This window comes from Sulfurovum sp. (assembly GCF_041562805.1).
Taxonomy (GTDB): Bacteria; Campylobacterota; Campylobacteria; order Campylobacterales; family Sulfurovaceae; genus Sulfurovum.
The window spans coordinates 1-20,266 of the sequence record NZ_JBFFOH010000002.1 but is presented as its reverse complement, the minus strand read 5'-3'; the positions used below and the strand labels follow the sequence as shown (position 1 = coordinate 20,266).

At 38.0% G+C, this 20,266-nt stretch carries 19 protein-coding genes and 1 pseudogene; 10 read left to right on the top strand and 10 right to left on the bottom strand.

Annotated elements, in window-relative coordinates:
• Positions 1-168: 168 nt before the first annotated feature.
• Genes ABYK33_RS00495 through cobA form a run of 4 tightly spaced genes read right to left on the bottom strand, consistent with a single transcriptional unit; the run spans position 169 to position 7,281 of the window.
• A complete protein-coding gene (locus tag ABYK33_RS00495) occupies positions 169-2,484 on the bottom strand; it encodes a molybdopterin oxidoreductase family protein (RefSeq protein WP_373030937.1) in 2,316 nt (771 codons plus the stop codon).
• A 13-nt stretch (positions 2,485-2,497) separates the two neighbouring features.
• Complete coding sequence (locus ABYK33_RS00490) at positions 2,498-4,102, bottom strand: DmsC/YnfH family molybdoenzyme membrane anchor subunit (protein WP_373030936.1); 1,605 nt, start codon at positions 4,100-4,102, stop codon at positions 2,498-2,500.
• Positions 4,103-6,022: a ferredoxin--nitrite reductase gene (locus ABYK33_RS00485; protein ID WP_373030935.1), complete on the bottom strand. Its 1,920-nt coding sequence runs from the start codon at positions 6,020-6,022 to the stop codon at positions 4,103-4,105.
• On the bottom strand, positions 6,019-7,281 hold the full coding sequence (gene cobA / locus ABYK33_RS00480; RefSeq protein WP_373030934.1) for a uroporphyrinogen-III C-methyltransferase: 1,263 nt from the start codon (positions 7,279-7,281) through the stop codon (positions 6,019-6,021). Before cobA ends, ABYK33_RS00485 begins: the two co-directional genes overlap by 4 nt.
• 229 nt (positions 7,282-7,510) lie before the next feature.
• On the opposite strand from cobA, the gene ABYK33_RS00475 reads away from it, so the two are divergent.
• Both ABYK33_RS00475 and ABYK33_RS00470 read left to right on the top strand, forming a co-directional pair.
• Positions 7,511-8,791, top strand: coding sequence for a nitrate/nitrite transporter (locus tag ABYK33_RS00475; RefSeq protein ID WP_373030933.1), 1,281 nt, complete (start codon positions 7,511-7,513; stop codon positions 8,789-8,791).
• A gap of 108 nt (positions 8,792-8,899) precedes the next feature.
• Positions 8,900-10,543 (top strand): protein phosphatase 2C domain-containing protein, encoded by a 1,644-nt coding sequence (locus tag ABYK33_RS00470; protein ID WP_373030932.1) that lies wholly within the window; start codon positions 8,900-8,902, stop codon positions 10,541-10,543.
• A 111-nt stretch (positions 10,544-10,654) separates the two neighbouring features.
• On the opposite strand, the gene lysS is transcribed toward ABYK33_RS00470, so the two are convergent.
• From lysS to gatC, 6 genes are all read right to left on the bottom strand, one after another.
• Positions 10,655-12,307, bottom strand: coding sequence for a lysine--tRNA ligase (gene lysS, locus ABYK33_RS00465; RefSeq protein WP_373030931.1), 1,653 nt, complete (start codon positions 12,305-12,307; stop codon positions 10,655-10,657).
• 93 nt (positions 12,308-12,400) lie between these two features.
• Entirely contained in the window at positions 12,401-12,838 is a 438-nt protein-coding gene (locus ABYK33_RS00460) for a Fur family transcriptional regulator (protein ID WP_373030930.1), read from the bottom strand.
• An 8-nt stretch (positions 12,839-12,846) separates the two neighbouring features.
• Complete coding sequence (locus ABYK33_RS00455; RefSeq protein ID WP_373030929.1) at positions 12,847-13,482, bottom strand: CvpA family protein; 636 nt, start codon at positions 13,480-13,482, stop codon at positions 12,847-12,849.
• Positions 13,483-13,574: 92 nt separating this feature from the next.
• Positions 13,575-14,639 (bottom strand): type IV pilus twitching motility protein PilT, encoded by a 1,065-nt coding sequence (locus ABYK33_RS00450; RefSeq protein ID WP_373030928.1) that lies wholly within the window; start codon positions 14,637-14,639, stop codon positions 13,575-13,577.
• Positions 14,640-14,652: 13 nt separating this feature from the next.
• Positions 14,653-14,994: an arsenate reductase family protein gene (locus ABYK33_RS00445; RefSeq protein WP_373030927.1), complete on the bottom strand. Its 342-nt coding sequence runs from the start codon at positions 14,992-14,994 to the stop codon at positions 14,653-14,655.
• A gap of 94 nt (positions 14,995-15,088) precedes the next feature.
• A complete protein-coding gene (gatC, locus tag ABYK33_RS00440) occupies positions 15,089-15,379 on the bottom strand; it encodes an Asp-tRNA(Asn)/Glu-tRNA(Gln) amidotransferase subunit GatC (protein ID WP_373030926.1) in 291 nt (96 codons plus the stop codon).
• A 100-nt stretch (positions 15,380-15,479) separates the two neighbouring features.
• Here gatC and ABYK33_RS00435 point away from each other — a divergent pair, with 100 nt between their 5' ends.
• From ABYK33_RS00435 to ABYK33_RS00400, 8 genes and pseudogenes are all read left to right on the top strand, one after another.
• Entirely contained in the window at positions 15,480-15,821 is a 342-nt protein-coding gene (locus ABYK33_RS00435) for a ferredoxin-thioredoxin reductase catalytic domain-containing protein (protein ID WP_373030925.1), read from the top strand.
• A gap of 84 nt (positions 15,822-15,905) precedes the next feature.
• Positions 15,906-16,250, top strand: coding sequence for a rhodanese-like domain-containing protein (locus tag ABYK33_RS00430; RefSeq protein ID WP_373030924.1), 345 nt, complete (start codon positions 15,906-15,908; stop codon positions 16,248-16,250).
• Between the two features lies 1 nt (position 16,251).
• Entirely contained in the window at positions 16,252-16,809 is a 558-nt protein-coding gene (locus ABYK33_RS00425) for a YqiA/YcfP family alpha/beta fold hydrolase (RefSeq protein ID WP_373030923.1), read from the top strand.
• A gap of 132 nt (positions 16,810-16,941) precedes the next feature.
• Positions 16,942-18,039 (top strand): succinyl-diaminopimelate desuccinylase, encoded by a 1,098-nt coding sequence (dapE, locus tag ABYK33_RS00420; protein ID WP_373030922.1) that lies wholly within the window; start codon positions 16,942-16,944, stop codon positions 18,037-18,039.
• Positions 18,040-18,052: 13 nt separating this feature from the next.
• Positions 18,053-18,436 (top strand): thioredoxin family protein, encoded by a 384-nt coding sequence (locus ABYK33_RS00415; RefSeq protein WP_373030921.1) that lies wholly within the window; start codon positions 18,053-18,055, stop codon positions 18,434-18,436.
• A 9-nt stretch (positions 18,437-18,445) separates the two neighbouring features.
• A complete protein-coding gene (locus tag ABYK33_RS00410; protein ID WP_373030920.1) occupies positions 18,446-18,928 on the top strand; it encodes a thioredoxin family protein in 483 nt (160 codons plus the stop codon).
• Between the two features lie 14 nt (positions 18,929-18,942).
• Positions 18,943-19,962: a sensor histidine kinase gene (locus ABYK33_RS00405; protein ID WP_373030919.1), complete on the top strand. Its 1,020-nt coding sequence runs from the start codon at positions 18,943-18,945 to the stop codon at positions 19,960-19,962.
• 196 nt (positions 19,963-20,158) lie between these two features.
• Positions 20,159-20,266, top strand: a pseudogene (locus tag ABYK33_RS00400) (4Fe-4S dicluster domain-containing protein); the annotation flags it as partial.

Below are 20,266 nucleotides of genomic sequence, written 5' to 3'. Positions count from 1 at the left end.
TCGCTGTAGCGATGTTTGCGAGGTATAAATCTGTACTCTTGAATCTAAAACCTTATAAAATGTGCTATATAGATGATTTTATAAGGTTATTGAGACGCGCTCATAAGCCATTAGGTTTTAGAGTATATAAGAGGAGATCTAAGAAGTCTTGTCATAATGGAAAAGTGCCTATGGTGAAATATTTTTAACTTTTTCATCACTAAATACTTCTTCTTCATATACTTTTATACCTTCTAAATATCCAGATATTTTTTCCTTATCGTATACGATACCTTCAGGTACATCCTTGGAATGTACTTGAACCGCACACTGTTTGTAATTTGGTTCAAATGATTTGGGATCAAACTCTGGGATGGTAATGTTGTTGATAAGCTGTTCATTGAAGTGGAAAGGGACGAATATATCCCCTTCTCTTACGGTTTCACTTATCTTTACAATGACATCTTCAACCCGCCCCCGTGTACCAGAGAGTGCTATACGGTCACCACTTTTTACCAGGAGTTTTTGTGCATCTTTAGGACTCATATCTACCCATGCTTCAGGAGCAAGTGACTCTAGTATACCTATGGTGCCTGTCTTTGTTCTGGTATGGAACTGTTCTACGGTTCTTCCCGTATTGAGCATAAGTGGTAAGCCTTCGCATGCCATTTCGGAGAGTGGTTTCCAATCTACTGGCAGTAGGTTAGCTTTGCCGTCAGTTGTGTTACATTCCATATCTTTACTGTAAAGACGTTTTGTTCCATTTGGGGCTTTGTCATTACATGGCCATTGTATACCGCCTAGTTCTTCGATCTTCTCGTAACTCATGGCTGAATAGTCACAGAGTTGTCCTTTGCTCACACGTTTAATTTCGTTAAAGACATCTCTTGGTGTTTCTAGATCTTTAAACAGAAGATCATGTTTCCCCTCAAAGTAAGTAGAAAATTCTTTCACAATATCCAGATCTGCTTTGCTGTCACCTAATGGTTCTACAGCTTTTTTAGCATAGTTACAACGTCTTTCTGAGTTTGTATAACATCCCTCTTTTTCACTCCACGTGGCTGCAGCAAAAACAACATCAGCAATTTGTGCAGTGTCAGACATAAATGCATCTTGTACGACAAGAATATCAAGTTTAGCTAGAGCTTCACGTAAGGCATTCTGATCAGGGTAGCTAACGAGTGGATTGGTAGCTACGATCCAAAGTGCTTTGATCTCACCTCGGTTAATCGCATCAATGATCTGTGGATAGGCATAACCTCTTGCTGTAGGTATCAGTGCTTCGGGTACGTTAATGATATCTGCAAATGCTTTTCTGTCCTGTGGACTTGCATAGTTTCTGTACCCAGGAATAGAAGAAGTAAATCCGAATTCTCTTGTACCCATTGCATTGCATTGACCTGTGATAGACATTGGTGCAGCACCTTCACGACCAAGATTTCCTGTAATGAGTGAAAGATTACAGATCGCAGAGACTGTGTCTGTTCCTATACTACTTTGATTTACACCCATAGTCCAGGCACTCATCGCAGAGTCAGCTGCGGCATACACTTTTGCCAGATTATAGAGATCTTTGACATCTATGCCTGTAATTTGTGCTACTTCCTGGGGAGGGTAGTTCGCCATAATATGTTTTTTAAACTCTTTATATCCATTGGTACGTGCGTTGATGAACTTCTCATCTTCCCATCCCTGTTCCATGATGATATAACATAAACCATTGAGCAGTGCCAGGTCACTTCGTGGGGCCAACGGAACAAAGATATCTGCCATCTGCGAGGTTTTAGATTTACGTGGATCCACGACGATAATAATAGGTTTTTTACCGGTGACTGACTGGTTCTTTGCAATATGAAGCTTTAAAATAGGGTGATTGTCTGCAATGTTCGCCCCTATGAGTAGTATCACATCTGCTTTCTCAAAGTCTTCATAACATCCGGTTGGACCATCTGATCCAAAAGTCTGTTTATATCCCATGACCGCAGAAGCCATACAAAGTGTGGTGTTTCCATCATAGTTGTTTGTTTCCAAGCCTAACTGAACAAATTTCCCTAAAGCATAAAAGTCCTCAGTAAGAAGTTGCCCTGTAGAAATGACCGCTACAGCACCTTTCCCATGTTCTGCTTGTATGCGTTTAAACTCGTCAGAGGTTTTTTGAAAAGTCTCTTCCCATGTACTAGGAGTAAGTTCTCCATCTTTTCTTATGAGAGGAGCAGGCACACGAGAGTCCGCTTCTACCATCTTGTGTTCACTAAGCCCTTTAGGACAAAGTGTACCCATATTGACAGGATGCAAAGGATCACCTTTGGAGTAAACCGCTTTACCGTTTTTCACACCGATGTACATACCGCAGCCTACACCACAGTATCCGCAAGTTGAACGTACCCATTTATCCGGTGCTTTCTCTTTAGCTACTTTTCCGAAGATAGGATCATCGACTAAAGCGTATTTATCTTCCTTGATGTCTGTACCTAGAAAGTTTTTTATTTTTTGTATGATGCTCATTATGTGTTCCTTTCTAGTGTCTCTGGTTACCGGCAAAGAAATTTCCTGCCAACCCCAATGGTACTACTGTTCTATAAAACAGGTATCTTCCTGCTAATTCACTTACGAATGCACCGAGTGTAGCTACGACTAAAGTTCCGATAGCTAAAGGTATGAGCCCACTTGCGGTAAACAAGATCGCCAAGAGTGGTAATGCTAAAGCAAACAAGGTTAAAGAATAGACTCTAAACGTCTTTACCGTACCAAAATGTTCTTGGAGTAGGATACGACTTCTGTTGTATTGGTAATAAAGTGTGTCTTCTTTGTCTAGATGTTTATAGAACATGACCTCTTCAAGTATAACCAAAGCCTGTCCCATACCAGTAAGAAGTGTGATAGCTAAAAGTACCATAGCACCTTCTTTGCCGTTGGAAACGAGTAGGGCAGTGGAAATAAGTAAAAATCCTATATAACTTGAACCGAAAAAACGTTTGGTCGTAGACTTTCTGTTCCATGCAGGACGTGCTCTTATACGGTATATCATCGACTGGGCATAGATACCATAGATACCTACAGTCAGAGTGATAGCTTCTAGAAGAAGTAAAGTAAAGCCTTTGATATCTAGGTAGTATAGTCCAGCAACCAATGTAGCCAAACCTGTAAATGCACCCAAAGCAATGGCTTCACGGGAAAGCCAAGAAGTTCTCCAGTTTTTCATCGCAGTCATGGCTTTAATAGGACGTCCAAGGTGAAGTGCTGAAAGGGGCAATCCAATCGCTGCAGGTAAAAATGCAAGTATAGCCATAACTAATGTAGGTTCAGGAAGATTAAATCCTAAACTATAGAGTAACTGTCCTAAAAAGAGTGCTAAAAAGGCACCTAAAGAAACCTGGGTCAGTACCGTCATAAAGACAAGTGGGAGTTCAGGATGTGCAGGCTTGAGTAAATGCTCATCTGCTACACGTAGTTCCTCTCCTTCTTGTAGTTCTGGTAACGTGTATCGTGTGGTTGGCTTGGTGATCTCGATGTCTGGTAAGTGAGGTGCTACACCTTGAGAAGCCATGTCTTCTTCCAACCATTGTTTGACATTGAATACCTCTATCTCTATGGCATTACTTGGACAGGCTTGAACACAGGCAGGACTTTGTCCTACTTCGAGTTTATCGGCACACATATGACATTTTGTTACGATACCTCTGTCTGCATTAAAGGTGGGTACTTCATAGGGACAGTTCCATGTACAGTATTGACACCCTATACACGAAGGGTCATCATGCCATACGATACCGTTGTCAAATTTAATGTATGAATTTGTAGGACACCCTATGAGGCATTCTGGTTCTATACAGTGGTTACAGCTCATAGAGTTAAAGAGTTGCAGGGTATCTGGAAATTCACCCATTTCCATCTCTCCCACTCTACGCCATTTAATGTCATCCGGATTTGCATTTTGTTCGTTACAAGCCACTTCACAACAGTGACATCCGACACAGGCAGTTGCATCAAAGTGAAAACGGTACTGTTCTCCCTCTCCAAGATCAGGTAAGTCTATGCTGTAGTTACCACACTGCATACCCGTGTTTGTTTTATGATTTATAAAATCTTCAAGAGGGGTATGTTTACTGAGTGCTTCTACCATCTATACCTCTTTAAGAGCTACCAGTAATTCTGAAAAAACCTGTGCTCTTTCTCTTTTTTCTTGGTGTGTCATGTTATAGATGACTTCAGAGAGTTTAGCGGGTACTTTAGGATTGAGTCTGGAGACTTCATCTCTCGTTATCTTTCTAGGTTTGGTAAGAACCGGTTGGAAATTTTCTACAGCTTCATAACGTTTTTCACCTGTAAGCAATTTAAAAAGTTTCAATCCGAAATTAAAAAGCTCAAACTCCTCTTTTTTAAATGTTTTAGGTTCATTTTCAAGTTCAAAGTCTACATTTAAACCCAATTTTTCATTGAGTATATAGTTTATCTTTGTGTAAAAACCAAGGGCTTGAAAAGAGTAGTTGGCACTTAAATATCTGTCATCAAAGGCTTCATAGGTTTCACCCCTTTGTTTGAAATCTGCATAGCTTTTGAGCAGGTATTTTGCATGGTGCTTCGCTTCAGTCAAGGGTAGGGCTTTGTGTAAAATATGTGCTTCTTTGGCTACGCGGGTGATCTTTCCACCTACATATATATGTACACCATCTACACGGTTGCCCTCATCATCTTTGGCTTTACATCCTTCAAATCCTATGTCGGCAATACCGTTGACACCACACCCTTTAGGGCAGGCAGACCAGTTCATCCTGACATTTGCATTTTCTATAGGTACTTCTGAGTTGAGAAAGTGTGCCATTTCTATGGCATCAGGCTTGTTTGGAATTACACCAAAACTACAGGTAGCTGTTCCTGCACAGGCTATCATATCATTAAAATAAAGGTTGTTGAATTTTGCATACGCTTTGATAAGATCTGTAGATTCTAACTCTTGAAGTAACTCTTTTGCTACGTTGATAATATAAATATTTTGATCATAGGTGAGTCTCACATCTCCTGAACCAAATGTTTTAGCAGCTTGTGAGACTTTTATCATATCTGTACCAGAGAAGATACCAGAAGGCACAGTTAGTTTATACGCAAACTTTCCATTACGCCCAAGCACTTTGTTCGAACCTAAAGCAATGGATTGGGACTGTACCATCGTTATGCCGGCTGTAGTGAATTCACAATCTGCTTCTTTTTGTACAGCCTCTACAAAGTTATCTATGCCTACATCATTGATAAGGAAGACTAAACGGTTTTTGTTACGATTGTCTCTGTATCCGTAGGTTTTAAAAACAGTAAGAAGTGATTTGAAAAAGAGAGGGACTTCTTCTATACTTACAAATAGGTTTGCATCTTTTGCCTGTACACCTACACGAGCACCTAAGTATATATTGAATCCAAATGCACCTTCTTTTTGTGCTAAGACAAAACAACAGTCATGCCCAAAGATATTACAAGAATTTGAAAGTGAACCGAGTATACCTGTGTTAAATTTACGAGGTAATGCAGAGATCCATTCAGGATTCTCTCCAAATATATCCTGTAGTTCATCGATGAGTGGTTTTGTATCTATGATGTTATCATAAGCGATGCCATCAAGTGGGTCGGCAACGATGTTACGTGGGTTGTCCACTCCTGTTTGAAACGTTGAGATACCTACTTCTTTAAGTTCCTGTAAGACTTTGGCAATGTCTGCTATCTGTAAGAAACGCAGTTCAAGCTGCATACGTGTTGTAAGGTCTATGTAGTCATTACCATATTTTTGTGCTACTTCACCGATGCGTAAAGTTTGCTCATAGTTCAATTGCCCCGCAGGTACACGAACACGGAGCATAAAGTCTTCACCTTTGTCAAAAAGTCCAAAACATTTTAAAAAGTAGGCACTGTCTTCTTTTGCTAGACCTTCATATCCGGCTGCAGCGATCTCTTCTAATTTAGCATGTACATCCATAGGCATTTTGATTGCTTTGGTTGTTTCTACTTTATTGACTTTTTTACTTCTAGCCTCTAAGGCTTTTTCTAAAATACTCATTTTTGACTCTCTTTTAATTTGTTTGTATAGTGTATAACATCTCCAAAGACCAGTATGGCAGGTCTTGAAGCCTCAAGAGAAACCTCCTTGAGATTTTTTAGCGTAGTAGTGAGTACACTTTGGCTCTTTCTACTTGCATTGGAAACGATGGCACAAGGGGTTTGCCTGTCTATACCAAGTTTGTTAGCTTCATGAACTATCTCATTCACACGGGTAAGTCCCATGAGGACGATGACGGTATGATCTTTATGTGCTAACATCGGTACCCAATCAAGATTGACAGAGTTGCCTTTTAAGTGGGCTGAGACTACTGTGAAGGAGTTGCTATAGTCTCTTGCTGTAATGGGGATATTTGCCATGAGTGGTCCTGAGATAGCAGAAGAGATACCTGGTATCACTTCAGTGCTAATACCTTTTTGTGTAAGGTAGAGCAATTCTTCCGCTCCACGACCAAAGATAAACGGATCACCACTTTTCAAGCGGGCAACGGAGTAACCTTTTTTGATGTACTTTCGTATGAGTTTATTGATCTCTTCCTGGGGTTTTGTATGGAACCCTTTTTCTTTTCCTACAAAGATCTTTTTTGTATCTTTGGGAACGAGGGCCATGATCTCATCGGAGATGAGATGGTCATACAGTACGACATCAATGCGTTTTATAATATTATATGCTTTGAGGGTAAGCAGTTCCGGATCTCCAAGTCCACAACCGACTAAATAAGCTTTAGATGATATTTTACGCATTCTTTTGAGGGTTTTATCTACTGCTATGACACCTTTTTCTCTTTGTGCCTGTAACTCTTCTATAAAAGTTTCCATATCATCAGGTATGAGTGCCTGACACTTATCCCTAAAGTACTGCGCTACAGTAGGACTGGCACCAGAACTGGAAACAGCTATCTGCAGCGGTGCATTCTGAGTCAGAGCCATAAAGTAAAAGTCACAAACTTTAGGTTGATCTACAACATTCAATAAAAGTGGGTGTTTCTTTTTATACGCTAGAAGTTTTGTTGTGACTTTGTCATTTCCAGTTGCATCTATGACTATGAGAGTCTCTTGAATGTCTTTGGTTTTGAAGGCTTTGATCTGTATATCATTACAGAGTGTTTTTATTTTAGGATGTACCTCTTTTGATATGACAGTAAAAGAGATATTATTATGCGACAATACTTCTGCTTTTTGCAATGCTACGTTCCCGCCACCGATTAAAAGAATATGTTGTTCTTTCAATAATATAGGTAAAGTTTGTCTTTGATTCATCTTTATGTTTATCCTCTTTATAATGCAATGATTATATCTGTAAAAGGTCATACGTGAGTTCTGTAATTGTATATTTTTTAATCAATCTTATTTCTGTATATACTTTTTAAACTATATAATAGGCTATCTACAGCCTCATTATAATTGATTAAAATTTAATCATAATCTCTCTGATATTTAGTATTGTATCGTTGTATACTTCCTCAATATTTATCTTAAGGAGAAAAAGATGGCAGGGTTTAGAGCATTAAAAGGGCAAGGTCACACACCGACATTGTTCATGGCTTTTTTATATTTCGATATGAGTTTTATGGTGTGGACAATGCTTGGCCCATTGAGTACAGAAATTTCTGAGGCATTGGCACTTGGTGGTCATATTATGACAGCAGGAGAAAAAGCTACTTTACTTTCACTTCCTATTTTAGCAGGAGCATTTTTAAGAATTTTACTTGGTTTTGGTGTAGATAAACTTGGAGCTAAAGTGACAGCACTGATGGCTCAATCTGTTGTTATTGCAGCACTTTTAACTGCTTACTTTATGGGTGAGTCTATCACATATAACGCCTTGCTTATCGTTGCATTAGGACTTGGTTTTGCAGGTGCTTCTTTTGCTGTGGCACTTCCGCAGGCCGGACAATGGTATCCACCAAAGTCACAAGGTATCGTACTTGGTATTGCTGGAGCCGGTAATATTGGTGTGGTGATCGACTTCCTGTTTGCACCAAAGATTGCAGAGTTATGGGGTTGGGAATCTGTGTTTGGTGTAGGTGCTGCAATGTCTATCGTGGTATTTATCGCTTATGCTTTTATTGCAAAAAATGCACCTGAATCAGTCTATAAAGCAAGACCTAAAAAACTTTCAGATTATGGAAAACTGCTTAAAAATAAAGATACATGGTGGTTTAACCTCTTTTATGCAGTGAGCTTTGGTGGTTTTGTAGGATTTGCAGGATATATGAAAGTCTATTTGATGAACACATATCAGGTAGACATGAGTGCTTTTGGACTTGATGTATTGGATGAGGGGAATGTAAAGGTAGTTGCTGGTTACTTTGGTGCACTGTGTATCTTTGCAGGTGCAGTACTTAGACCAGTAGGTGGTGCGATAGCCGATAAAATGGGTGGTGTAAAATCACTTTATATTTTCTTTGGTACGGTTGCAGTATTGGCTATGGTGAACGCTTTAGTTCCTTTACCATTTTGGTTAGCGATCGTGGTTCTTTTCCTTATCATGGCAAACCTCGGTATGGCCAATGGAGCAGTCTTCCAGCTTGTTCCACAAAGATTTGGTAAGGACATTGGTATTATGACCGGTATCATCGGTGCAGCAGGTGGTCTTGGTGGTACAGCACTTATTAAGACACTTGGTTGGTCAAAAGGTGCTTTTGATGGATATGCTACAGGGTTCATGATATTTGCAGCTGTAGTTTTGATCGCGATTGCAGGTATTTCATTGGTAAAAACAAGATGGAGAACAACTTGGGGTGTTAAAGCAGGCGGTATTATATAATCTTACTCCACACTTACAGTATGACAGAGATGTCATGCTGTGTATGATTTATTTTAAATTATGTCATACTCTTTATCATATAATTTAGAATAATTACAAAGGCAACTTATGTCGAAACAAAACATTGAAACATCAGGTTTTACACTTGCAAAAGGTACACAGCTCAAAGGTGATGATTTTTTTGAAGTGAAGGTGATGGAAAACATCACTGTTGCAGTTGTTTGTGATGGGGTAGGGTCTGCGCTTCAGGGAGCACAAGCAGCCAAACACACCACTAATTTCTTGATAAATTCTCTTAAGAACAGACCCAAAAGCTGGACGATGGAGAAATCCATAAAACACTTTATCGAAAATATAAATAGAGTACTCTATCTTGAGTCCATGGCAGAGTATGAGCGTGAAGAGCTTGTGACAACACTAACGTTAGTGGTCATAGAAGGTGACAGACTCTATGGTGCCAATGTTGGAGATAGTCGTATCTATCTGCATAGAACGATTGATGGAGCTGCACAACTTACCCAACTCTCAGATGACCATTCTATGGATGAAGAGGGTATGGAAAATGTACTGATGGCAGCCATGGGATTAGAGGAAAATGTAGCCCCATACTATTTTGAAAATAATCTCAAGCCAGGTGACCAGATATTGCTTTGTAGTGATGGACTCTATAATGAACTCACAGAAGAAGACCTTAGTTCCGGTATGAAAATGGGTGCTTCATATTTGGTAAAAAAAGCGAGTAAACTGCATCATGATGATCTCCCTGATGATACTACTGCCGTAGTGATAGAGATCAAAGAAGTTGACCCTAGACTCAGAATGAAACAAAGTGATCTCATTGTACAGGAGCATTACAAAGTAGGGCAAGTGATAGATGGCTACACCCTGATAAAATCACTTATACAAAATGAACGTACCTGGCTTTGTGAAAAAAGAGGACTAAGGTATGTCATCAAGTTCGTACCATATGAGGCGATGAATGATGAGGTGATGCTTGACCTGTTTGTTAAAGAAGTTTGGATGGCTAAGAGACTTAAAGCAGGATTTTTCCCCAAAGCAGTTATTCCAAAAAACCGTACACACCGTTACTACATCATGAGTTTTGTAGAAGGGACAACACTCAAAGAGTACAGTGCAAAAAAACCACTCTCAGTAGACCTTAGTGTTGAATTGGCTGTTTTTTTGCTCAAGATGTCACATTTCCTGATGAAACATGATTTAGTGCATGGTGATATCAAGCCTGAAAATATCATATTGACAGATCGTAAAGGTAAGTTGGTATTTAAAATGGTGGATTTTGGAAGTATTACAGAAGCCTACTCCAATGTCACACGGGCTGGTACACCATCATATCTTGCACCGGAACGTTTTGCTCAAGCGCCTGTAAATGAACAGACTGAGATCTATGCCATAGGGGTTACACTTTATGAAGCACTCACACAAAAGTTTCCATTTGGAGAAATAGAACCTTTTCAAAACCCTTCTTTTGATAAACGTATCAAGTCACCAAGTAAGCTCAACCCAAAAATACCTGAATGGTTAGAGAGTGTGATCTTAAGGTCACTGGATCCGAATACAGATAAACGTTACAAAAACTACTCAGAAATGCAGTATGAAGTGAGTAATCCTGTGAAGGTAAAACCTTATTTTGATAAAAGTATTTCGTTTATAGAACGTAATGAAATGATGGTTTATAAAGTAGGATTCATTACAATGTTTACGTTGAATCTTGTACAGATGTTTTGGTTTTAAATAAAATAGATTGTTGTTGTATGTTAGTGGAAGTGCTAGTTCAAAAAACAGTAGAGATAATCTCCTGATCCATCAGAAGATCATCTCTATTTAGAAGAGAAACAAGAGGGTTTAACTTTTCTCTTGCATTCTTTTTTTACATGCGGGTACATCTATACAGAACATACCTTTACCTTTTTTAGCAGGTTTAAGTTCATCTATATTTTCGTTACCACACTTTTTACATTTATTCTCAACTTCACAGATGGGTGCCAGTTCTTCTCTTGGGGCTTCTGGTTTCATAGCAGGGAATAAAAGTACATCACGGATACTGTGTTGGTTGGTAAGCATCATGACAAGTCTATCTATACCGATACCCTCACCGGCTGTTGGCGTCATACCGTAGCTAAGCGCTTTAACATAGTCAGTATCCATATGCATTGCTTCATCATCTCCAGTAGCTTCCTTAGCATCAACTTGTCCCTTAAATCTCTCATATTGATCGATAGGGTCATTGAGTTCAGAGAAACCGTTGGCTATCTCTTTGCCAGCCATAAAAAGCTCAAAACGTTCTGCAATATCTGGATTGTCATCAGATCTTCTTGCAAGTGGTGAAATATCTACAGGGAAGTCTGTGATAAAAGTAGGATTAATGAGCTTCCCTTCAACAAACTCATCAAAGAGTTCAGCCTGCAGGTAACCTAATGTAAGGTTAGGGGCTACTTTGACATTGTGTTCTTTAAGATAAGCCAATGCTTTTTCTTTATCTGTAGAAACATCTGCGGGTACACCACCTATGCTTGTGAGTGACTCAATATATGGTATTTTCGCAAATGGTGTTGCAAAGTCTATTTCTACTTCACCATATGGCAATTTTCTTTCTAGACCAAGGTTATCAAAGAGGTAATCAAATAACTCTTCAGTGATCTCCATGAGTTCGATATATGTTTTGTATGCCCAGTAAAACTCTATCATAGTAAATTCAGGGTTATGCGTATGGTCCATTCCTTCATTTCTAAAGTTTCTGTTTATCTCAAAGACAGCTTCCATACCACCAACGATAAGACGTTTGAGGTAAAGTTCAGGTGCAATACGCAGATAACGCTCCACATCCAAAGCATTATGATGCGTGATAAATGGCTTTGCATTTGCACCACCAGGAATAGGGTGCATCATAGGTGTTTCAACTTCTAGAAATGATTTCTCTTCAAAAAATCTTCTTACCATAGAAACGATCTTGGATCTCATGACAAAATTCTTTTTGACATCCGGATTCATGATCATGTCAAGGTAACGTTGTCTATATCTAGTCTCATGATCTTGTAGTCCATGGAACTTTTCAGGCAGTGGAGAGATAGCTTTGGAAACGATCTTCATATCTTTACAGTGAAGGGTGAGTTCCCCTGTCTGCGTAACAAATGGATATCCTGTTGCTTCGATGATATCTCCAACCTCAAAGAGTTTCTTTGCTATATTATTATAAAAACCTTCCGGGAGTTCATCTCTATTATAATAGATCTGAACCAAACCTTCTGTATCTTCCATTTTGGCAAAAGCAGCTTTTCCCATAATACGAATAAACTTGAGTCTACCTGTGAGTGAGTATGTTTTGGTCTCATCTTTTTTTTCATCACTCTCTTGCTCTTTGATATAAGCACACTCTTCTAAAAACTGTGTAGAAGGGGTTCCCTTTTGTATTTGGTTAGGGTAAGGATTGATACCTTCTTCTCTTAGCTTCTCTGTTTTTTTGATTCGTTCTTGAATATATTGATTTTCAAATATCAAGCTGTCTCCTGTTTTTAGTCTATTATTGAATGTCTATAGAGAAACTCTATGGACTATTTGTAACGTTGTGTTTTATGAACGTGTTCAGTTTTATTATTGACACTTCTCACAAAGACCTATGATCTTCATCGTGTGGTCTGTCATGTGAAAGTTGAATTTTTTGGCTATCTCTTCTTGTTTATTTTCGATGGACTCATCGAAAAATTCTATAATATCACCACACTTTGTACAAATAAGATGATCATGGTGTTTTTTGAGTCCAAGTTCATATTTCTTCCCTTGTACACCAAAGGAGATAGAACTGGCGATATGTGACGTTTCAAGTAGTGTAAGCGTACGGTATACAGTAGCAATACCGATATTAACGTCAGGGTATTTTTCTTTAAGTAAAGTATAAATATCCTCAGGTGTAAAGTGCCCATCATTCTCATAAAGGAACTTTAATACAAGTTCACGTTGTTTTGTGAACTTCAGTGAGTTTTCTTTTAGAAGTGTTTGGAACTCTTCTAAAAGTAGAGGATATGCAATCATATTGAACCTTAGTTTTTTGTAGTGTTGTCGGGCTCAGTTATAGAAGCATTTGTTTCAACTGAAATATTTGTTTCAACTGAAGTATTCATATCTGCAGGAGCTACGATCTTTGTTGTGTCAGAGACAGTTAAACCCATAGCAGATGTATCAAGATTGATAAGATATGAACCTGCTTCTGTAAGGTATGGATAGAGTACAGAATCATTTACATATTTTTCCAAGTTGTCTTTAACCAGTGTTACATTAGAGAGTGCCGTTACGATCAGTGCAAAAATAAGGAAATATTTTCCTCCTCCAGCGATGAAACCAAAAAGGCGATTGAGAAAACCTAGACCACTTTCACTTGTAAGTTTGGAAAATATGGAACCAAGTATAGTAGCACTCAACCAAATAACGATCAAGATGGCAAGAAATCCGATCAGTTTAAGTAAAGATGCATTTTCCAAGTGTAAAAAGTTTGTATCAATAAATGTTGCAGCTTTATCAGAAAGTCTAGAGGCAAAGTAGACACCACCTACAAGACCTAGAAGACCAAATACCTCTTTTATGACGCCCTGCATAAAACCTTTGATCCCAAGTATCAGTATGATTGCTGCAATCGTGACATCAAAGTAGTTAAAGTCCATCATTGAAAAATTTTCCATTGAAAAATCCATATCATTATCCCCTGTTTTTTACTAAAATTCTTCGTATTGTATCTATATATCTCTAAAAATGCTTTTAGAGATATTTTTACTTACATCATTGTTTGCTTTGAAACTTCGTCTGGTCTATTTGCATATTGTAAAGCAATGGCACGACTTATCTTCCCATCCTTGAGGAATTTAAGCAGTGCCTGTGTTTGCGTTTGCATACCGGTGTCACCTTGACCCAGTTGCATTTGTGAGTATATTTGGTGTACTTTATCTTCACGGATAAGGTTTGAGATCGCGTGATTGGTTACCAGGATCTCTGAAGCAGCAACACGACCACCACCTAACTTAGGAAGAAGTGCCTGTGCAATAACCGCAACCAAAGAAGAAGCGATCATCGCTCTGATCTGTGGTTGTTCATCTCCTGTAAATACATCAATAATACGGTTGATAGTTCCAGGGGCAGAAGAGGTATGCAGCGTACCAAATACAAGGTGACCTGTTTCAGCCGCTGTAAGACCAGCTTCAATGGTTTCTTTATCCCTCATTTCCCCGATGAGTATGATATCGGGATCCTGACGCATCGCATATTTGAGTGCTTTTGCAAAAGAAGCCGTATCTTCACCGACACCTCTATGTGAGAATACACATTTTTTGTTTTGGTGGATAAATTCCACAGGATCTTCAACAGTGATGACGTGCTTTTGTTCGTGAAGGTTTATCTCATTTAGCATCGCAGCAAGTGTTGTTGATTTACCAGAACCCGTTGGCCCAGTTACCAAAATAAGTCCTTTTTCTCTCTTTATAAGACTTTTGTAAACTTCAGGAGCACCAAGATCATCAAGTGAAGGTACATCGATTGGAATGATCCTGAAGGCTGCAGCAGTATCACCTAATGTACGATAATAGTTCGCTCTGAATCGTCCTATACCAGGAAGTAAAAGTGCGAAGTCAAGTTCATCATACTCTTCAAATTGTTGTTTTTGCTTTTCTGTAATGAGTGAGTAACACATCTCTTCGATATCATCTCCTGTAAGTTGAGGAAGATTTACGGGTTTAAGTACACCGTCAAGTCTTATTTGTGGTTCGGTACGACTTACGAGGTGGAGGTCTGATGCACCATGTGTTACAACACTTTGAAGCAGTTTTTTGATATCAAAAGCAGCCATGATTATCCTTTGTTTAATGTATAGTTTCTAGATATTGAGACTCATTATACCCAACTATTAGCTTGTTATCAAGCTCAATAACAGGTCGTTTAATAAGCATGTTCTCTTTTGCAAGCCAAAGTTGTTTATCTTCGTCAGAAAGAGAAAGTTCTTTGAGTTTTAATGTTCGGTAGGTTGTGCCTCTGGTATTGAAGAGGGTTTTAATATCGGTATGTTTTAACCATGAAGCTATAGTGTTTTGATCTACTGGGGTTTCACGAAAATCTATAAATTCATAAGCTATCTCATGAGATTTAAGATATTTTATTGCTTTTCTGACACTGTCACAGTTTTTAATACCATAAATTTTTAACATGAACTAGAACCTAAAAAGTGACTAGTCACTTGAGCATCCTGCTGAAGGAAACTCAGCGTTAGCGTAGTAAAATGGGCTTTGCTCATTTTCCGTCCTATTCAATAATGGCGGGTACGATAAAGAAATCATCTTTAGCTTGTGGCGCATGAGACAAGATATCTTTTGCAATATTATTTGCTTCTCTAGGCGTATCTTCTCTTAAAGGCGTACCACCATCAAGTGTTGAAAATGAAGGATCCAGTGAGTCGGTATCAAGTTCATTAAGATTATCTACGTAATTTAGGATACCTGAAAGTTGTTCTATGACCTCTTCTTTTTTAGACTCATCGATTTTTAGATGTGAGAGTTTTTCAAGTTTAGCTAAAACGGTGTTATCTATTTGCATACTGTGCCTTACATAGTTCAATTTATGATTTCTCTTATTATATATTAATTTAGTTTAAGATATAACTAGAACTATAAAATGACATATCAAGGATAAAAGTATGCAGCAATTAGATATGAATTCGGAAGAGTTTAAAACTGAATTGAAAAAAACACAAAAGTTCGCGGATAAAGTATGTGAAAGTAGAGGATGGGTCTATAACAGTAATGAAGATGTGAATGAAGGTGTGATCATGGGACTTGCACGTCATAAATTACTTTTTGGTAAAAGGTTTTGTCCTTGCTTTATGGTTGAACCAGATGAGTCAAAACCAGGTAAATTCAAAAGTACAGATGATAGAATCTGTCCATGTAAACCTGCGATGGAAAAAGAGATCCCTGAAAATGGTGTGTGTCATTGTCAGATTTTTTGTACACCTGAGTACAGAGCAGAACATAGTTAAGCAGAAGATATTTTTAAATTAACAGCAGGTTATAATAATGATTGACTATAATACGCGATTATTTTAATGTCAGGAGACAATAACATGCAAACTTTACTTGAACAAAATGATGTCAACTCAGAAGAACTCCAAATTTTATTGGAAGCTAGAGAGGAAGGACAAATAGACTTCCTGTTGGTTGATGTAAGGGAAGATATGGAGTATGACATGGGACACATTAAAGGTGTTGATATGCTTAAACCTACTTCTTCTTTTCAGCAATGGGCACAAAAATTTCTTAATGAAACGAAAGATAAAGCAGTTGTATTGACTTGTCGTACAGGCAGCAGAAGCGGACAGGTACAAAATATATTTAGACAAAATGGGCATAACCGTGTCCTTAACCACTTTGGCGGTATTGTTACGTATCGTGGCGATATAGAAAAATAGTATGTCAAAGATCCTTTATCTTCATGGTTTTGCTTCTTGTGGAGAAGGGAATAAATCAACACTTCTCAAAGCTTATTTTGGTGCAGACAGTGTGATCGCACCGGACCTGCCTCCTTCCCCTATAGATGCTCTAAATATAATAGAAGAGATTTTAAGATCTTCAAAGATCGATATCCTCATAGGTTCGTCATTAGGCGGATATTATGCGACAGTTCTAGCTGAGAAGTACTGCATGAAAGCAGTACTTCTTAACCCATCAACCCAACCATGGGAGACGTTAGCTGCATATACAGGGTGGCAAAAACGTTTTTGTGATGAAGAGGTATTTGAATTTAAATCTGTTTATTTGGAACAACTAAAAATGTTACGAACTGCTCCCAGTAAGGGTGAATATCTACTCCTTTTACAAAGCGAGGATGAAGTATTAGATTATACTAAAGCACAATCTCTCTATAATAAACAGAAAATTATCGTTGAGTATGGTGGGAATCACCGTTTTGAAAATCTAGATGAGTATCTCTCGATGATAGAAAAATTTATACAAAAGAAAGCAAAATGATTGCTTCTCGCCAAAGGCGAAGCTTTTACGAGAAATCATTTAGTGATTTCCTGTATAAGCCTGTTGGGCAAAAGTGACTGAATGTAGGATGGACTTTGTTCATCTTACATGAGAATATAATATGGAGTCTGAATGAATGTAGTTGACGTATTGCTCAAACTGTTGAGTTTTGAATCTTTGACACCTGATGATGCAGGTTCTTTAAAGTTCATAGAAGAGTATCTTGATGGCTATGAAGCAATCTATGTAAATAAAGAGGGTGTTAAAAACCTGATGTTAAGTAAAAAGTTTGCTGATGGACCGCATCTTTGTTTTGCAGGGCATGTAGATGTAGTTCCTGCAGGTGATGGTTGGGATACAAATCCTTTTGTACCGGTCATAAAAGAGGGTAAGATCTATGCACGTGGCACACAAGATATGAAAAGCGGTCTGGCTGCTTTTGTACAGACCTGTAAAGATGTTGAACATTTTGAGGGTACACTCTCCATACTCCTTACTTCTGATGAAGAAGGAGATGCCAAATATGGTACTGTTGTAATGCTTGAACATCTCAAAGCGATAGACTTTTTACCGGATTACTGCATCGTTGCAGAACCAACGTGTGAGACTACATTTGGTGATGCCATTAAGATAGGAAGACGAGGATCCATTAACGGATATTTAACGTTAAACGGAAAACAGGGACATGCTGCCTATCCGGAAAAAGCAATCAATCCGGTACACCAGATTGCTTCTGTCTTAGACAAAATTGCCGGTATTGATCTGGATAACGGTGATGATGATTTTGCCCCAAGTAAAATGGTAATTACTGATATTCGTGCAGGCATGGAGGTTACAAATGTAACACCCGGTGCATTGAAAATGATGTTTAATGTGCGTAATTCCACTAATACTACACAAGAAGAGGTTAAACTTCACATTGCTAAATGTTTTGACGGGTTGGACTATAGTTTAGAGTTGACGCAAGGTTCATATCCATTTGTTACCACAAGAGATTCTAAGATCGTAAAAAAACTTTCTGAAAGTATTAAAAATGTCACTGGCATTGAGACAAAACTTTCTACTGCCGGTGGTACGAGTGATGCTAGATTCATGGGTGCTTTTGGTATAGATGTTGTAGAGTTTGGCGTGATCAATGATACGATCCATGCACCAAATGAAAGAACATCCATCAAAGAAGTTGAAGATCTTTACACTGTGTTTAAAGATACTGTCAAACATTTCAATTAAATAAAGGAACAATATGAAGAATATAATCTTGGGACTTTTGATTTTTTCAAGTACGCTTTTTTCCATAGAGTGGGTTAAAGATTTGGATACAGCATTTGCCTTGGCAAAAAAAGAGCATAAAAATATAATGATCCTTGTAGAAGGTGAAAACTGCAGATGGTGTAAAAAATTTAAACACCGTACATTGTCAGATGAAGATGTAGAGAAAAGACTTGAAAAATTTGTTGTAGTCAAAGTGATGAGAGAGGACCCATCTGCTACGTCAGTATTACCACCGATAGAAGGTGTACCTACGGTTTTCTTCATGAATGAAAACAAAACAGTTACAGAAACGATTTTGGGATATCATAACGTAAGAAAGTTTACTGCTGCTCTTGATGGTGTCGAGAAAAAATAAGTGTTAAACGTGAGAAAAATAATATTGGGTATTCTATTTTTTTGTCTCTTCCTTGTAGGAGGGTATGCTGATGAAAAATCAAAATCGTCCAATATAAATACACTCACCCAAAAAACACAAAAAAAAGAAGTAGCTTTAAGTGCATTTGATAAACTGATCTGGGAAACAGATATGGATCATGCCTTGGACCGTGCAAAAAAAGAGCATAAAAATGTGATGGTCATGGTAGAAGATCCATCTTGTACATGGTGTATAAAAATGAAAAAAGGTGCATTGTCAGATCCACGTGTAATAGATAAATTGCAATCGTATATTTTACTGAAAGTGGAAAGGTCAGATAAAAAAACTGCTAAGCGTATTAAAGATTTCTCCGGTGCTGTCCCAAGCTTTTATTTCATGCATCCCGATCAAGAGTTGTTTGAATCTGTGGTTGGTTATTTTGTTACAGAAGATTTCTTAGGTTATCTGAACGATATTGATGAAGAAAATTAGGAATTTTTATTATTATGTTTAGACGACCGATTTTTACAGAATTTATCATGGCGAGACTGGTGACACTTGCTGTTGCTACGGGTGTGGTTTTCAGTATTCTGTTGTTGATGTTTATCCCTCAAAATGATATTGCGCTCATTGCTATAACTCTTTTACTATTGGGATTTTCCATATTTATATTTGCCATATATCGTGGTGCAAAAAGTATGCAAAATGAGTTGCTCATTATCAATAAATACCTGGATAACATGGATAAAGCAGAGAAGATAGACTATAAAGCGCATTTTTTTACCCAAGAGTTTGAAGATATCAATCAGAATCTTATTAAAGCGCTTAACAGTTCCAAAAAACGTGAAGAGATCAAACAGCGTTATAATGCAAAGCTAAAACTTAAAAATCGTCAGCGTGGGGATATGATCTCCGCGATCGCTCATGAGTTTCGTAACCCTATAGCCTCCATTATGGGATATGCGCAAACATTGGAAGAGGACAAAGAGATTCCTCAGGCATTACAAGAAAAATTTCTCGGTAAGATCTATAATAACGGAATAAAAATAGAAGCACTTCTCAGTAGACTTGTTTTATGGAATAAATTTGAGAGTGGTGAAGCAACATTGCATCCAAGCAATTTTGATCTGTATGTTTTAATACAGGAAGTTAAAACATCATTGGAAGAAAAATACCCGCAAAGAGAAATTGAGCTAGAGGGAAGTACCTGTTTGGTAGATGCAGACCGCACACTTTTGGAAGTTGTACTTAAAAACCTGATGGAAAATGCACTTAAATATTCTAAAGATGAAGTCTTGGTCAAGATAGATGAGGGTCAAATATCTGTGATAGATAAAGGTGCAGGTATCTCTTCCTCTGATATTTCAAAAGTCACCAAAAAGTTTTATCGTTCAGGTACACACAGTTGGGATAATTCTATGGGTTTAGGGCTCTCCATTGTTAAGAGTATCCTTGCCTTACACCGTACAGAATTAGAGATAGAGAGTGAAGAAGAGAAGGGTTCTACATTTTCTTTTCGTATTTAATTGATGACAGTCTTCAACTATTTTGATGCATTGATTTCCTTTTGAAACATCCAAATAAAAACTTAGTCTTTCTTTACCCAAATAACCATTTTTTAAACCAAACTTCTATAATATTAATCCATGCGTTATCCTTGGTCTGTTAAGATTAATGGATACTTATAATTATTATAAGATTAGCTAAATTTAAGGAGGAAGCATGAAATTAGGTTTCTTAGTTGACCTTAACCTATGTATGGGTTGTAAAGGTTGTGAGATTGCTTGTAAAGTGGAAAATGAAGTTCCATTGAGTACTTGGCGTTTACGT